This window comes from Streptomyces tirandamycinicus, from assembly GCF_003097515.1.
GTDB classification, from domain to species: Bacteria; Actinomycetota; Actinomycetes; order Streptomycetales; family Streptomycetaceae; genus Streptomyces; species Streptomyces tirandamycinicus.
Map to the genome: position 1 here is coordinate 2,843,849 of NZ_CP029188.1, position 16,035 is coordinate 2,859,883.

The 16,035-nt window shown below is 70.7% G+C and carries 12 protein-coding genes and 1 pseudogene; 5 read left to right on the forward strand and 8 right to left on the reverse strand.

The features are described 5' to 3' along the window. Positions 1-10: 10 nt before the first annotated feature. Both DDW44_RS32045 and DDW44_RS12520 read right to left on the reverse strand, forming a co-directional pair. Complete coding sequence (locus tag DDW44_RS32045) at positions 11-172, reverse strand: hypothetical protein (protein WP_167455491.1); 162 nt, start codon at positions 170-172, stop codon at positions 11-13. 548 nt (positions 173-720) lie between these two features. Beyond that, on the reverse strand, positions 721-2,385 hold the full coding sequence (locus DDW44_RS12520) for a recombinase family protein (protein ID WP_108906462.1): 1,665 nt from the start codon (positions 2,383-2,385) through the stop codon (positions 721-723). Between DDW44_RS12520 and DDW44_RS12525 the strand changes: the two are divergent. The 3 genes and pseudogenes from DDW44_RS12525 to DDW44_RS12535 form a co-directional block, all read left to right on the forward strand. Then, positions 2,317-3,384: pseudogene (locus tag DDW44_RS12525) on the forward strand (low temperature requirement protein A); the annotation flags it as partial. The gene DDW44_RS12520 and the pseudogene DDW44_RS12525 sit on opposite strands and share 69 nt — an antisense overlap. A 139-nt stretch (positions 3,385-3,523) precedes the next feature. Then, entirely contained in the window at positions 3,524-4,612 is a 1,089-nt protein-coding gene (locus DDW44_RS12530) for a P1 family peptidase (protein WP_108906463.1), read from the forward strand. A 162-nt stretch (positions 4,613-4,774) separates the two neighbouring features. Next, entirely contained in the window at positions 4,775-5,635 is an 861-nt protein-coding gene (locus DDW44_RS12535) for a DUF6227 family protein (protein ID WP_108906464.1), read from the forward strand. Between the two features lie 225 nt (positions 5,636-5,860). Here DDW44_RS12535 and DDW44_RS12540 read toward each other — a convergent pair whose 3' ends face one another. From DDW44_RS12540 to DDW44_RS12555, 4 genes are all read right to left on the reverse strand, one after another. Next, positions 5,861-8,197 (reverse strand): PTS fructose transporter subunit IIABC, encoded by a 2,337-nt coding sequence (locus DDW44_RS12540; RefSeq protein WP_108906465.1) that lies wholly within the window; start codon positions 8,195-8,197, stop codon positions 5,861-5,863. After that, positions 8,194-9,147, reverse strand: a complete 954-nt coding sequence (gene pfkB, locus DDW44_RS12545; protein ID WP_108906466.1) for a 1-phosphofructokinase — start codon at positions 9,145-9,147, stop codon at positions 8,194-8,196. The genes DDW44_RS12540 and pfkB overlap by 4 nt, the downstream gene beginning before the upstream one ends. Next, positions 9,144-9,905: a DeoR/GlpR family DNA-binding transcription regulator gene (locus DDW44_RS12550; RefSeq protein WP_108906467.1), complete on the reverse strand. Its 762-nt coding sequence runs from the start codon at positions 9,903-9,905 to the stop codon at positions 9,144-9,146. The genes pfkB and DDW44_RS12550 overlap by 4 nt, the downstream gene beginning before the upstream one ends. A 198-nt stretch (positions 9,906-10,103) precedes the next feature. After that, on the reverse strand, positions 10,104-11,789 hold the full coding sequence (locus DDW44_RS12555) for an MFS transporter (RefSeq protein WP_108906468.1): 1,686 nt from the start codon (positions 11,787-11,789) through the stop codon (positions 10,104-10,106). A gap of 63 nt (positions 11,790-11,852) precedes the next feature. Between DDW44_RS12555 and DDW44_RS12560 the strand changes: the two genes are divergently transcribed. Continuing rightward, positions 11,853-12,815: a helix-turn-helix transcriptional regulator gene (locus DDW44_RS12560; protein WP_108906469.1), complete on the forward strand. Its 963-nt coding sequence runs from the start codon at positions 11,853-11,855 to the stop codon at positions 12,813-12,815. A gap of 234 nt (positions 12,816-13,049) precedes the next feature. Here DDW44_RS12560 and DDW44_RS12565 read toward each other — a convergent pair whose 3' ends face one another. After that, a complete protein-coding gene (locus tag DDW44_RS12565; RefSeq protein ID WP_026281646.1) occupies positions 13,050-14,051 on the reverse strand; it encodes a sigma-70 family RNA polymerase sigma factor in 1,002 nt (333 codons plus the stop codon). A 447-nt stretch (positions 14,052-14,498) separates the two neighbouring features. After that, entirely contained in the window at positions 14,499-15,254 is a 756-nt protein-coding gene (locus DDW44_RS12570; protein WP_108908816.1) for a dioxygenase family protein, read from the reverse strand. 159 nt (positions 15,255-15,413) lie between these two features. Between DDW44_RS12570 and DDW44_RS12575 the strand changes: the two genes are divergently transcribed. Then, positions 15,414-15,920 (forward strand): MarR family winged helix-turn-helix transcriptional regulator, encoded by a 507-nt coding sequence (locus tag DDW44_RS12575; RefSeq protein ID WP_108906470.1) that lies wholly within the window; start codon positions 15,414-15,416, stop codon positions 15,918-15,920. Positions 15,921-16,035 lie beyond the last annotated feature (115 nt).

Here is a 16,035-nt window from a genome sequence, read left to right on the forward strand (position 1 = left end):
TAGAACGTGGTCACTCAATGTCGGTGCCGTGCTGCTCTAGTAGCTTTTCGGCCAGCCCAACCAGTCGGTCTAGCCGGTCAAGAATCAGCAGCGAACCAGCGGGATGCCAGTTGGTGACGTTCCGGTGTAGTACGTCCTCGGCGCGCTGGCGCTCCTGCTCGGTTAGTCGCATGGCGACCTTCTCTCGATGAGGTCTGGAAACGCAAAAGGCCCCCAGGGTCCGGGAGCGGTCAGACAAGAGGCCATCACGCCTTGTCTGACCACTACCGGCCCTGGGGGCTGGTTCGGGGTCCACGCATCTTTAGAGTCCCCGATGGGCTGGGACTGGTTCTGATTACCGGCGCATGGTTGATGGCCTGCCGGTGTGCGCTTTCGCGCTGTGCTCTGCCTGCGCTGCCCGCACCATGCCCGGGTTATCAGCGTAGCTTCGAAAGAGCCGCATGGGCGTGTTGCCCTCGCAGTAAAGAGAGCGGTTCGGTTAGCTCGACCTGCTATCTAAAAGAGAGCGTCTGGATTACCACTGAGGATGACGAACTGACGATGTGGGTTGTAGTTCTCCAATCCCTAGGAGTTTCTTTAGGTGTTCTAGATCAGATACCTAGTTCGTCAGTTCGTCAGGACTCATCCGCTGTACGGCCGTCTGCGGGCATGAGAAAGGCCCCTGTCCGGATCTCTCCAGACAGGGACCTCAGATCGACTCAGGGGCGTGCCTAGCGGCTGCTACTCGCCAGCGTCGTACCAGTCAGGCTCCAGCCTCTCCAGGATCGGCGTACGATCGCCCTTCCCTGCTGACGGCATCAACGCCACGCTCCGCATCGCTGCTCGCAGTAGCACCCGCTGGCCGTCGATGCCTTCCGCATTCCACAGATCAATGACGGCTTCGGGGTCACTCAGCGGCGACAAGTCGGCACCCTGCGACAGTTCGGCCAACTCGGCTTTGAGACCGGCAATTTGCGCGGACAGCTCAGCACGCAGCGCGGTGAATACGTCCTCGCTCATGCCGCCGCCAATGAAGAACTCTTTTTGCAGCCGCAGCTCACGAGAGGCAGCACTATCCAGGGCGGCCGTTACGGCGTGCTTGCGCGCTTCCTGCGCTGGGTCCTGGTAGCTGAGCCACCGGCGAGCAATGGCATGAATGGTCGGTGAGTCGGGCGACAGCGAAAGGATGTGGTTTATCCACATGATCGCAATCGCTTCGTCGGCCCGCTCTCGCAGGGTGGCTGCACCTTTACACACAGTCTCGCCCTGATTGATCCGGGCCAGACAACGATAGTTCCGTCCGCCGTTCCCCATGGGTCCCCCGCAATGCGGACAGCGAAGAATGCCGGTAAGGATCGTCGCCGCTTTCCGGACACCCCGCCGCCGGTCGCCTACGGAACTCCCGCTCGCTGCTCGGCTCCGCCCGCTGATGGCTTCGCCGATACGGACCCATTCGGCGTAGGTGACAACACCCTGCCCGGCGGATACGGGATGCCCGTCCGGGCCCATCAGCGGATCTCCGCCTCGGTGCCACTTGTCGAGAGGCTGTCCGAAGTCGTCACGGGCCCTCTCGCGGTCTGGAATGAGCCCTGCCCAGCTCGGGGACTGAGCAAGGTGGATAACCGTCTGAGCACGCCATTGCTTGCCCCTACGGGTAGGAACACGTTCGGCGTTCAGCTCGTTGGCAATAGCCGCTGGCGTTTGGCCGTCGAGTAGCGACTCAGCGATGCGGCGCGCAATCGTGTACTCCGCTGGGTCGTGCTCCAGCTTTCCGCTTCCCTTGGGGCAGCACAGACCGAACGGCACGACTCCGCCGGGCCAGCGTCCCTCAGCCTTGTGCGCATCCCCGCCGGTCTTTGTGCGCATGGCGATATCTCGCGCTTCCTCGCGGGCCCGCTCGCTGAGAATGGCGAACACCATGCGACTACCGCGCGATGAGTCGAGCCCCTCCGTCACACTGACGAGCCGAGCCCCGCGCTTTTCGAAGTCGTCCAGCATGAGACCGACCTGCCCCATACCCCGGCGGGAAAGGCGGTCCGTTTTCCAGACGTAGAGCGTCCGTGACTTACCATCGAGCACAGCGGATACGGCGTTATCGAACTGCTCGCGGCGAACGTGGGCCTTGCTCGCGCTGCGCTGCTCAAAGTGCACATGCCGAATGGCTACGCCGTCTGACTTGGCTGCCCGGACGACGTCCCGGACATGGGCGCGCAGGGTCGCGAGATCATCGCTGCGCTTGCTTCGGCGGATGTAGGCGTCAGCGAGGCTGGCCGGGTCGCCGGTCGCAGGCTCCCAGAGTCCTAGCGCGGACAGCTCATCATCGGTGAAGCCCAGCGCGCGCAGGGTGGGCAGGTCGTCTCTCACGCGGTTCTCCCAGGTCAAGTCAGTGTTGGAACGATAAGCCATGGGTGGGCCTGGATGAACTTCACCTGGTTCGCCTCCGCCTACGACTGCGACGACGTGCCCTACCGGATCGCGACGATGCTGCAGATCTGCGGGGTCCTGATCTACGCGGCGGGCGTTCCCCGGGCGTTCGCCGACAACGACTGGACCATCTCCGTCATCGGCTACGTCGTCATGCGCATCGCCCTGACCGCGCAGTGGCTGCGAGCGGCCGCGTCAGAGGGCAGGGGGCCCGCGCGCAGAACGGCTCTCGTCTATGCCTCCGGCCTGGTGCTGTGCCAGCTCGGCTGGATCGCCCTGCTCTTCGCGCCCGCGGGCTCACGGCGCTGGCTGTTCCTGGTCCTCGTATTGGCCGAGTTGCTGGTGCCGGTCATCGCCGAGCGTCACCACCAGACCACCTGGCATCCGCGCCATATCTCAGAGCGGTACGGGCTGTTCACCATCATCGTGCTCGGCGAGACGATGTTCGCGACCACGGTGGCGGTCCAGTCGGCACTGAGCGACGCCGAGGAGTTCTCCGAGTTGGCGCTCATCACGGCCGGCGGCATCCTGATCATCTTCTCCGCCTGGTGGATCTACTTCGCCGTGCCCGCCCACCAACGCCTCAGAAGCAACCGGGAGTCCCTGCCATGGGGCTACGGCCACTACCTGATCTTCGCCTCCGCCGCCGCGATCGGGGCGGGCCTGGAGGTGGCGGTCGAGCAGTCCGTCGGCAAGGCGCCGATTCCGACGCTGACCGCCTCGGCCGCCGTGACCGTGCCCGTGGCGATCTACCTGGGCACGGTGTGGTTGCTGCACGCACGGCACTTCAAGGCGACCACGGCACAGCAACTGGTCCTGCCGGTCGCCGTCCCCGTGGTCCTCCTGTGCACCTTCGCCGGCCGCTTCGCCGTTCTCGCGGCGGGGCTGGTGACGGCGGCCACCGTCGCTCTGGGCGTCTTCATGGCGAGCCGCGGCGCCGGAGAGGCGCGAGCCCCGGGTGCGCGACCCCCGGCCGTCTGACGGCCCCCGGCCGGGCCGCGATGCCACGGGCGTGACGACCCGGGTGCCAGGGCCGTGGCGACCCCGGTGCCGGCCGCGTGACAACCCGGTGGTGAGGAGACCGTGCTCACCGGCGGCCGCCTCGTGATACGCAGAAGTCATGTCACTCAATGACGCATTGACCGATGTGCGCGGCATCCGGGTCGGCCACGCCCGCCTCAGCGGAGAGGGCGCGCTGAGCGGTACCACGGTCGTCCTCGCGCCGGAGGGCGGAGTCGTGGCCGCGGTGGACGTCCGGGGCGGTGGCCCAGGCACCCGTGAGACCGATGCCCTCGACCCCCGCAATCTTGTCCAGCGCATCGATGCGGTCGTCCTGACCGGAGGCAGCGCCTTCGGCCTGGACTCGGCATCAGGTGTGATGGCGTGGCTGGAGCAGCAGGGCCGCGGTGTGCCGGCGGGCCGGGAACCCGGGCAGGTCGTGCCGGTCGTTCCGGCGGCATGCGTCTTCGACCTCGGCCGTGGCGGGGACTGGCGGGCGAGGCCGGACGCATCGACGGGGCACGCGGCGGTTGAGGCGGCCGCGCGCACGGAGGCCGGCGCGCCGGTCGAGGAGGGCTCGGTCGGGGCGGGCACCGGCGCGGTGGTGGGCGGGGTGAAGGGGGGCGTGGGTACCGCGAGCACGGTGCTGCGGGACGGGACGACGGTCGCCGCGCTGGTCGTGGCCAATGCGGCGGGCTCCGCGCTCGACCCGGACACCGGTGTGCTCTACGGGCGGCACTTCTTCGGCACGGCGCCGGTGCCACCGCCGCCCGACGTGCACGCGGCGGCACTGGACCGGCTGGCCGAGGCGTCCGACCGCAACGGGGCACCAACGATGAACACCACCCTCGCCGTCGTCGCCACCGACGCCGGGCTCACCCGTTCCCAGGCACACAAGCTCGCCGGCACCGCGCACGACGGAATCGCGCGCGCCGTGCGGCCCGTCCATCTCCTCAACGACGGGGACACCGTCTTTGCGCTCGCCACCGGTGCTCGTCCGCTCGACGGGCATCCGCTCGCCCTCAACGCGGTGCTCGCGGCCGGGGCGGACGTCGTCACCCGCGCGATCGTCCGGGCGGTGCTGGCCGCCGGGAGCGTGCGTGGTCGGGGCGGCGACTTCCCCTCGTACACCGAGTTGTACGGGGATCGGTCCGGGGATCGGTACGAGGGGCGGGAAGGCCCCGGGCCGGCTGCCGGGAGCGGGGACTGACGCCCGGCGCAACCGAGTTGAGGGGGCGCGCGGGTGTAGCGGAACTTCGCCGTGTGCACCGTTCGTTTTCCCGAACGCGGGACGCGATGTCAGCCCCAGGGACTACGTTAAGCAGTCATCAAGTGACGTGTGGCGACGGCCTGGAGATCCGGGAGATCCACCTTGAACGATCCGTACGAGACAACCGAGACGCACCTCGAGCGACTCCTGGGTCGGGCTCTCAATTCCTTCGACCTTCCCGACGACGTGGTGGAGCGGCTCGACTCGGCGCTGGCCCATGACAGCTCGCTGCACTCCTCACACCACAGTGCGGCCCTGCACCGTTCGACCTACCGGCACGCGTACCTGCTGGCCGACGGCTCCTCCCTCACCCTGTGGGAGCTGGTGCACAACACGGGTCGCGACGGCGCCCGGAGGCACGAGCTGTACACGGACGAGGCGGAGGCCCGGCTGGCGGCGTCCCGGCTGCGTTCGGCACGCGGAGCGCATCCGGCCGGTACCGACGGCGCGGGGTGCGCGGACGCGGCGGGTCGCACGGACGGCGAACCGGTGGGCGGGCTCGCTGCGGTGTTCGGCGCGGCGCTCGATGACGCCGGCTTCGACAGCCCGGAAGCCGGGCTGGGCGACGACCTCGACGCCGACCTGGAGTTGCTGGGCCGGCTGCTGGCAGTCCCGCCGGTCTCCCCCGTCCGCACGTATGTCCCCGACGACTCCGCGGACCACGCCCGGCGGCTGCTGCGCCGGGCCGAGAACCCGGACCGGCCGGGCGAGGAGACGGCCGGGCTGCTGCGGGCGGCGTTCGCACACCACATCGGCCAGGCCTTCGGACGGCACTGCCCGGTCGACGCGCGGGACGCCGCCTTCACGCTCTACGAGCACGCGTTCCTGCTGTTCGACGGCACCGAGCTCAGTCTGTGGGAGGTGGAGCACACGGCCACACCCGACGGACGCCATATGTGCGAGGTCTACGAGGACGAGCGCACCGCCCGCGAGGCCATGGAGCTCCGCGCCCGGGTGCGCTGACCGGTCCGGGCCGTCCGGTCGGCCCGCAACGGCGACGCGGGCGCGGGCCACCATCCCCGGTGGACACGGGCGCGGGCCACCATCCCGGGTTGGTCGGACGCGGCGGTCCGGCTGCACCGGCGGCACGCGCCTGCCGCGGCGCCGGGTTCTCCGCGGCGCCGGCCGGGTTCGCCGCGGCACCGGTTCGGGCGGACAGGGCCCGAGGCCGGGACACCCGGTCCGGACTCAGACCGCTGCGACGACCTTGGGCTCGTCGGGCGCGGCCGCGGTCGCCGCCGATGCCCCGGAGGTCCTCCGCAGCCCCTTCAGCAGGATGACCAGGGCCGCGCTGATCACCGTGCCGGCCGCGATGGCGAGGAGGTAGAGGAACGCGTTGCCGATCAGCGGCACGACGAAGATGCCGCCGTGCGGCGCCCGCAGTGTGCACTCGAAAGCCATCGACAGGGCGCCGGTGACAGCGCCGCCGGCCATCACCGACGGAATCACCCGCAGCGGATCGGCCGCGGCGAACGGAATCGCGCCCTCGGTGATGAACGAGGCGCCCAGCACCCAGGCCGCCTTGCCGTTCTCACGCTCGGCCTTGCTGAACAGCCGGCCGCGTACCGTCGTGGCCAGTGCCATCGCGAGCGGGGGCACCATGCCCGCCGCCATCACGGCCGCCATCACCTTCAGCGAACCCTCCGTGGGGCTGGCGAGGCCGCCGACCGCGAACGTGTACGCGACCTTGTTCAGCGGGCCGCCCAGGTCGAAGCACATCATCAGGCCGAGGACGGCGCCCAGGATGACCGCGTTCGCACCGCTGAGGCCGTTCAGCCAGTCGGTAAGGGCCTGCTGGAGCGAGGCGAGCGGCTTCCCGATCACCAGGAACATCAGGAAGCCGACGACCGCCGAGGAGATCAGGGGGATCACGACGACGGGCATGATGCCGCGCAGCACGGCGGGCACCCTGACCTTCTGGATGGCGAGCACCACGGCGCCGGCGAGGAGTCCGGCGACCAGGCCGCCGAGGAAACCGGCCTTGATGGTGATGGCGATCGCGCCGCCGACGAAGCCCGGGACGAGCCCGGGGCGGTCGGCCATACCGTAGGCGATGTATCCGGCGAGGACGGGGATCAGGAAGCTGAACGCCAGCCCGCCGATCTGGAAGAGGAGCGCGGCCCAGCTGGACTGGTCGCTCCAGACGAAGACCTCGGCGACGGACTTCGCACCGGTGATCTCGTAGCCGCCGACGGCGAACCCGAGTGCGATGAGCAGTCCACCGGCGGCAACGAACGGAATCATGTAACTGACGCCGGACATCAGCCACTTCCGGAGCCTGGTTCCGTAGCCCTCGCCGGGCTCACCCGCTCCCTCGACGGGGGTCGGCCGGGCCGCGGCCGTCACCTCGCCCCGGGCGGCCTTGTCCCGGGCCTCGGCGATCAGCTCGGCGGCCCGGTTGATCCCGGCCTTCACCCCGACGTCCACGACGGGCTTGCCGACGAAGCGCTCCTTGTCCCGTACGGGGATGTCATGGGCGAAGATCACGGCGTCGGCCGCGGCGACGACGCCCGGGTCCAGCCGGGTGAACCCGGCGGATCCCTGCGTCTCCACGGCGACCTCGACCCCCGCCTCCTGCCCGGCCCGCTCGATGGCTTCGGCGGCCATATAGGTGTGCGCGATACCGGTGGGGCAGGAGGTGACGGCGACGATCCGGAAGGGCCTGGCCGAGGGCTCTCCGGCACCCGGCCCGTCCCCGCCCTCCGCGGCCTCGTTCTTCACAGCTTCGTTCTCCGCGGTCCCGGCCCTTGGAGCTTCGGCTTCGTTCTCCGGGGTCTCGGCCTGTGCGGCTTCGGCCCTCGCGAGTTCGCTCTCCGCAGCCCTGCTCTTCTCGTCGCCGCCCTTCTGGTGGCTGCTCTTCACCGTGGTGCTCGTCTCCGCCCCGGTCGCCACGGCCTCGCTCGTCGCGGAAACGGCGGGTTCCGACACTGCGGGCTCAAGTCCGGCCGTCCCAGCCGGCATCGCCGCCCCCACGCCACCGGGAGCCGCCGGTGCCGCGCTCGTCGGCGGCTCTCCGCCCGACGATTCCCCTCGGCCACCGTTCGCCGCATCCGCGGGCCCGGTCGCCTGCACCGCCGACGGCTCGACGTCTCCGCGGACCAGCGCGGCCGCGGTCGTCGCCGAAGCCGTACCGCGGAGAGCGGTGGTGAACCCGGTGTCCGTCAACCGGCGGGCGAGGGCCGAGAGGATGGTCAGATGCGCGTCGTCGGCACCGGACGGGGCGGCTATGAGGAAGACGAGGTCCGCCGGGCCGTCCGGCGCGCCGAAGTCGATGCCGCCGGGGGCCCGCCCGAACGCCAGGGTGGGCTCGCTGACATGCGCACTGCGGCAGTGCGGGATACCGATGCCGCCGTCCAGCCCCGTGGGCATCTGCGCCTCCCGCGCCGCCACATCGGCCAGGAAGCCCTCGAGGTCGGTGACGCGGCCCAGCGCGACCATGCGCCGGGCGAGCGAACGAGCCGCCTCTTCCTTCGTGGCGGCGGCCAGGTCGAGGTCGACCAGGTCCGCGGTGATCATGTCACTCATCGCGGGCTCCCTTGCTGGGTGATTGCGCGGTCCAGGGGGACGTCCGCGGTCACCAGGACCGCGGCGGGATCGAGGTCGGACGGCGTGGGCATCACACTGCCCGGAAGCTGGACGGCGGCCGCGCCGTGTGCGACGGCGGCGGTCAGGGCGTCCTCGCCGTCGCCGCCCGCGGCCAGGAACCCGGCCAGGGACGCGTCGCCGGCCCCGACGTCGCTGCGCACGGCGGCGACGGATGCGGCTCCGTAGAGGGTGCCGGCTTCGGAGACGAGGAGCTGCCCGTCGGCTCCGAGGCTGGCCAGCACCGCGCCCGCGCCGAGGGCGCGCAGTTCCTCCGCAGCCTTCACCGCGTCGCCGACGGATGCCAGCGGACGGCCGACGGCCTCGGCGAGTTCGACGGCGTTCGGCTTGACGACGTCGGGCCGGGCGGAGAGCGCGGCGGTCAGGAACGGCCCGGAGGTGTCCAGTGCGACCCGGGCTCCCGACTCGTGCGCACGGGTGACGAGTTCGGCGTACCAGGACGGAGTCAGACCGCGCGGCAGACTGCCGCTGCAGACGATCCAGTCGGCGGTGCGGGCGTGTGCTGCGACGGCCGACAGCAGCGCCCGCGACTCGTCCGGCGTGAGCTCCGGGCCGGGAGCGTTGATCTTCGTCAGAGTGCCGTCGGACTCCGCGAGCGCGATGTTGGAGCGGGTCGTTCCCGCGATCTGCACGGGCGCGGTCTCGATGCCCTGTCCCGCCAGCAGATCCGCCACGAGCGCACCGGGGGCGCCGCCGAGCGGCAGGACGGCGACGGTACGGTGCCCGGCGGCCGCGACCGCCCGCGACACGTTCACACCCTTGCCGCCGGGGTCCATGCGCTCACCGGTGGCCCGTAGCACGGTGCCGCGCTCGAGGTTGGGAATCTCGTACGTCCGGTCCAGCGAGGGGTTGGGGGTGACGGTGAGAATCATGTACGTACCACTTCCGTGCCCGCGGCTTCGACGGCCGCGGCGTCCTCTGGGCTGAGCCCGCTGTCCGTGATGAGCACATCGACGTCGGCGAGGTCGGCGAAGCGGGCGAAGTGCTCCTCGCCGTACTTCGCGGAGTCCGCGAGCAGCACGACGCGGCGCGCGGCCGCGACGAGGGCCCGCTTGACCGCTGCCTCGGCGAGGTCGGGCGTGGTGAGCCCGCCGGCGGTGGAGAAGCCGTTGGTTCCGAGGAAGACCACATCGGCCCGGATCTCGCCGTACGCCCGCAGCGCCCAGGCGTCGACGGCTGCGCGGGTGCGGTGCCGGACGCGGCCGCCGACGAGATGGAGGTCGATGCCGGGGTGGTCGGCGAGCCTGGCCGCGGCGGGCAGGGCGTGGGTGACGACGGTGAGCGAGCACTCCAGCGGGAACGCTGCGGCCAGGCGCGCCACGGTGGAGCCGGCGTCGAGGACGACGCTGCCGTCCGCGGGGAGTTCGGCGAGAGCCGCCCGGGCTATCCGGTCCTTCTCGTCGGCCGCGGTGGACTCGCGCTCCGCGAGGTCGGGCTCGAAGTCGAGCCGGCCTGCCGGGATGGCCCCGCCGTGCACCCTGCGCACCAGCCCCGCCCGGTCGAGCGCCTTCAGATCGCGCCGGATGGTCTCGGCGGTGACCTGGAACTCATCGGCGAGCGAGAGCACCTCGACCCGTCCGCCGTCGCGGGCGAGACGGAGGATCTCCTGCTGGCGCTCCGGAGCGTACATGTGGGTCTACTTCCATTCCATGCCCGAACCTGTGGTTTCAACGCCACAATACGCCCTGATTGCCACAAGGTAAACAGACTCGGGCATGAAACAGGCACAGCCGGGCTTGGACCTAGCAGGCCGGTGGAGCACGGCCTGCCGATACGCGGTCCCCCGCGCAGGGCGCGCGGGAGCCCGCTGCATCGGCCTCGAGGCGACTCAGTGCGACAGCGCCGGCTGCCGCCCGCCCTGTGCCCCGGCGTCCTTCCCCTCGCCCTCGTCCGGCTTCTCGCCCTCGTCCGGCTTCTCGCCCTCGTTCGCTCCTGTGTCGCCGCCCGCTCCCGTGTCCACGTCCGCCGCACCCGCACCCGCGGCTTCGATGTGCCGTCCGGGGCGCGCGGGCAGCGCGAACATCATCAGGAGGATCACGGCGAGCACCCCCACGACCCACCACAGCGAGTTCCGGAACGCGTCCGCGAAGACCCGGCCCACCGCGTCCTGCGAGGTCGGCGGCGTCTTGTCGACCACCGCGAAGAAGACGACCGAGACCAGCCCGAGTCCCAGGGCGTTGCCCATCTGAACGGTGGTGTTGATCAGCCCGGACGCCGAGCCGGCGTGCTCGCGCGGTACGTCCGACAGCACCGCGTCCGTCAGGGGCGCCACGATCAGCCCCATCCCCAGCCCCATGATCACCAACGGCGCCGCCATCTGCCAGGGCCCGATGCCCGTGCCGTACCGGCCGGACACCCAGATGTAGAGCAGCAGCCCGGACATCATGGCCAGTGCACCCGCCTGCAGCACCTTCCGCCCGAAGCGCGGCACCAGCTTCTGCACGGAGATCCCTGCGGCCAGCGAGACCGCTATGGAGAACGGCACACCGGTCAGGCCGGCCTCGATCGGGCTCCAGCCGAGGCCGATCTGCATGTACAGCGTCCAGACCAGGAAGAAGATGCCCATGACCACACCGAAGGCCAGCTGCACGGCGACTCCGGCGGCGAAGCTCTTCACCCGGAACAGCGACAACTCCACCAGCGGTGAACCGTCCCTGCGCGTCTTGTGGCGCTCGTAGGCCACGAAGGCGGCGAACACGAGCGGGCTCGCCGCCATGCACAGATGGCCCCACAGCGGCCAGCCGAGCTCGCGGCCGCGGGTGAGCGGATAGACCAGCATGAGCAGTCCGGTGGTCACGAGCGCCACGCCGACCAGGTCGAGACGGAGTGCCTTCTCGGCCCGGGACTCGGTGATGTACTTCAGGCCGAGGACGAGCCCCGCGACGCCGACCGGCAGGTTGATCAGGAAGATGGGCCGCCATTCCAGCCCGAAGAGGTTCCACTGGGTGAGCAGGGCGCCGAGCAGCGGACCGGAGACCGCGCCGAGCCCGACGATCGCGCCGAACATCCCGAAGACCTTGCCGCGTTCGTGGGCGGGGAAGGTCACATGGACGATCGCGAGGACCTGGGGCACCATCATCGCGGCCATCGCGCCCTGCAGGAGCCGTGCGGCGACGAGCATCTCGGGTCCGGCGGCCAGTCCGCAGAGCGCCGAGGCGATCGTGAAGCCGCTGATTCCTATCAGGAAGAGCCTCTTGCGGCCGTAGATGTCACCGAGGCGGCCACCCGTGATCAGACCGGCGGCGAAGGCCAGCGCATAGCCGGCGGTGATCCACTGGATCGCACCAAACGACGCTCCGAGGTCGTGCTCGATCGACGGGATCGCGATGTTGACGATGGTCACGTCCACCAGGTCCATGAAGGCCGCGGTCATCACGATGGCGAGGGCGGTCCAGCGGCGCCGGTCGGGGGCGGCGGCGTGGTCGGGAGCCGTATCCGGTACACGGTCGGGAGCCGTACCCGGTACGGCGGCGTGGTCGGGAGCCGTATCCGGTACGGCGGCGTGGGAGCTCATGCGGGAGAAGCTAGGGCCCCTATAGGACAGAACACGTCCTAGAAGCCTGCGAGGCTGACTCCCATGACAGACACGCCGGCACGACTGCTGAATCTGCTGTCCCTGCTGCAGACGCCGCGCGAGTGGCCGGGCAGCGAACTCGCCGACCGGCTTCGGGTCAGCCCGCGCACGATCCGCCGGGACATCGGCCGGCTGCGCGACCTCGGCTACCCGGTGGAGGCGACGAAGGGCGCGGAGGGCGGGTACCGGCTTGTCGCAGGCGCGGCAATGCCGCCGCTGCTCCTCGACGACGAGGAGGCCGTCGCCATCGCCGTGGGACTGCGAGCGGGTGCCGGCCACGCCATCGAAGGCGTGGACGAGGCTTCCGTACGAGCCCTGGCCAAGCTGGAGCAGGTGCTGCCCGCGCGGCTGCGCCGACGGGTGTCCAGCCTCCAGAACGCGACGATCCCCCTCACTCGCGGTGATGGAGCCACCGTCGACCCGCACACCCTCACCGCCCTCGCGGGGAGCGTGACCGGGCGGGAGCGGTTGCGCTTCGGCTACCGGTCCGGCGAGGGCGCGGAGTCGAAGCGGCTGGTGGAACCGCACCGGCTGGTGTCGACCGGCCGGCGGTGGTACCTGGTGGCGTACGACCTCGGGCGCGAGGACTGGCGGACGTTCCGGGTCGACCGCGTCCGTGACCCGTTCGCCACCGGCGCCCGTTTCACCCCGCGCGGGCTTCCGGCAGGGGGCGACGCGGCCGGGTTCGTCTCCGCTTCGATGGCCCGCAACCAGCCCGAACTGGCGCTGGACATCACCTTCGCGGCACCGGCGGACCGCGTCACCGCGCGGCTCCCGGGCTACCTCGGCAGACCGGAGCCGACGGGGCCGGACAGTTGCCGGCTGCGGGGCAACTCCCAGGACTCGCTGGAATGGATCGCGCTGCGGTTGGCCCTGGTCGACTGCGAGTTCACAGTCCACGGCCCGCCCGCGCTCCGTGAGCATCTGAAACGGCTGGGCACGCGCCTCACCCGGGCGAGCGGCTGAGAGGGGCTGAGGGGCGGCTGAGGCAAGCCGGCAGCGGAGACGAGCCGGCGACCGCAGTCGGGCGGGCGGCGGACTCGGAGAGGCGGTCCGCCGGAGGCACGGGGAAGGCACGGGGGAGGCACGGGGGAGGCACGGGGGAGGCACGGGGGAGGCACGGGCGGGCGGCAAAGACCCCGGCACCAGGGGGGGAAGGGTGCCGGGGTCGCTCAGGAGGCGGGCGCGGCCCCGCCGTCGTCACGCCGCCGCGTCGAAGCCCGTGTCCCGGGCCATCCGCTTCAGCTCGAGCAGCGCGTGCTTCTCGATCTGCCGGATGCGCTCACGCGTGAGGCCGTGCTCCTTGCCGACCTCGGTCAGCGTGCGCTCACGGCCGTCCTCGATGCCGTACCGCATCCGGATGATCGATGCCGTGCGGTGATCGAGCCGGTCGATGAGATCGTCGAGTTCCTCGCTGCGCAGCAGCGTCAGCACGGACTGCTCGGGTGACACCGCGGAGGTGTCCTCCAGCAGGTCGCCGAACTGCGTCTCACCCTCGTCGTCCACCGACATGTTGAGCGAGACCGGGTCGCGGGCCCAGTCCAGCACGTCCGTCACCCGCTCCGGAGTCGAACCCAGTTCCTCCGCCACCTCGGCCGGCTCGGGCTCGCGGCCGCGCTCCCGGTTGAACTCGCGCTGCACCCGCCGGATCCGGCCCAGTTCCTCCACCAGGTGGACAGGCAGCCGGATCGTACGGGACTGGTCGGCTATCGAGCGGGTGATGGCCTGGCGGATCCACCACGTCGCGTAAGTGGAGAACTTGAAGCCCTTGGTGTAGTCGAACTTCTCCACCGCGCGCACCAGGCCCGCGTTGCCCTCCTGGATAAGGTCGAGCAGCGGCAGACCACTGCGCGGATAGCGGCGCGCGACGGCCACCACCAGGCGGAGGTTCGACTTGATGAAGATGTCCTTGGCGTGCTCGCCCGCGGCGACGAGTGCCTCGAGCTCCTCGTGTGTGGCACCGGCCGCGTCGCTCTCCACCTCACCGTCGAGGATCTGCCGCGCGTAGACGCCTGCCTCGATCGTCTGGGAGAGCTCGACCTCCTTGGCGGCATCCAGCAGCGGCGTGCGCGCGATCTCGTCGAGGTACATGCCGACCAGGTCGCGGTCTGCGATCTCCCCGCTCGTGGAACGAACGCTGTCTGCTCCATCGGCCCCGGTCCCCTTGGCGGACTTACGACGGGCGACGGCACGGGTTGCCATGCGTGCTCCCTTGCTGAGTAGGTCGCGACACCCTTCCGGGTGCCCTGCATCCGACGGAAACAACGACTGGAATCCGGACAGAATTCCCACGGGTGCATAGATTTTTGTGATCTTGCAGTACCCTGCCCCCGCCACGGGGGCAGACCTGGGCGGCCGGCACCCTGACGCGCATATCGCGGCGCAGGTCGGAGGCTTCTCCCGTCACCGCGTCCCCACCCGTCAGGACGACGCGGGCCGAGCTCCTGGTTGCTCCGTATACCCAGAAGGCCCGGAGCATTCCGCCGCCCGGCCGGCCCCCGCGCTCCCCGCACCCGCCGGCACCCAGCCTCACCCGCCGGCATTCCGCGGAACCGGCTCCTCGGCCGCGCCCGCCCCGGTCGTGCAGCAGAACCGCCCCGACCGTGCATCCGAACTGGCCCGGTGGCTCGGCCGAACCGGCCCGGCCGTTCAGCCGAACTGGACCGAGCGCTTCGCCAGCCCCATCCAGAACCCGTCGATGACGCTCCGCCCGCGCGAGAGATCACTCTCCGATGCGCCCAGGGTCACGAACAGCGGCGCGAAGTGCTCCGTTCGCGGATGGGCGAGTCCGCCGGCCGGCGCCTTGCGCTCGAAGTCCAGCAGGGCGTCCACGTCCGCGGCGGCCAGCGCACGCCGCCCCCAGTCGTCGAACTCGGACGACCAGCCGGGCACCCCCGCCTGCCGCAGTGCCGCCAGGTTGTGGGTGAAGAACCCGCTGCCGACGATCAGGACACCCTCGTCGCGCAGCGGCGCCAGCCTGCGCCCGATGTCGAGGAGGCGCCGCGGGTCGAGGGTCGGCATGGAGACCTGGAGCACCGGGACGTCGGCGCCGGGGAACATCTCCACCAGCGGGACGTAGGCCCCGTGATCGAGGCCGCGGTCCGGGACGTCCTGCACGGGCCTGCCAGGGGCTCGCAGCAGCTTGCGTACGGAATCAGCGAGCTCCGGCGCGCCGGACGCCTCGTACCGCACCCGGTAGTAGTGGTCGGGGAAGCCCCAGAAGTCGTACACGAGCGGCACGGTCCGCGTCGCGCCGATCGCCAGGGGAGCCTCCTCCCAGTGGGCGGAGATCACAAGGATCGCCGCCGGCCTGGGCAGTGCCGCCGACCAGGCGGCGAGTTCGCCGGGCCAGACCGGGTCGTCGGCCAGGGGCGGTGCGCCGTGGGAAAGGTAGAGGGCGGGCATCCGCCCCGCGGCAGTCGCGGAGTCGGCGGCACCGGCCCGGTCGGCAGCGTTCACGGCAAGCCCCTTATGGCGACGGCGAGGAACGTGAAGTTTCAAGCACCCACGATCACCCTACGCCGAGGTAATAGAAGTTTCAAGAATTGCCCGTACGATAGATGCATGACGACGGCACCGAACTCGGGCGAACTTCGCTGGCTCACCGCCGAGGAGCAGCGCGTGTGGCGCTCGTACCTGCATGCCACCACCCTCCTCGAGGACAGTCTCGACCGGCAGCTGCAGCGCGACGCCGGCATGCCGCACGTCTACTACGGTCTGCTCGTCCAGCTCGCCGAGGCCCCGCGCCGCCGTCTGCGCATGACCGAACTCGCCAAGGACGCCAAGATCACCCGGTCACGGCTGTCCCACGCGATCGCGAGGCTGGAGAAGAACGGCTGGGTGCGCCGCGAGGACTGCCCGAACGACAGACGAGGGCAGAACGCCTGCCTGACGGACCAGGGCTTCGAGGTCCTGAGGAAGGCGGCCCCGGGGCATGTCTCGGCCGTACGGCAGGCGCTCTTCGACCGGCTGAGCCCCGAGCAGGTGTCGCAGCTCGGCGAGATCACCCGGATCATGGCCGAGGGCCTCCAGCCGGACGGCACCGACGCCGATCTCCCCTGGCTGCGCTGACTCCGGAGCCCACCCGTGCGGGTCGCACCCGCCCCCTCCGGCCGCGCCGCCCCGGGCCCTCCCCGATGCGGACGATCGAATTCCTGCCGGGTGACCGCGATGATCGCGGTTCGTC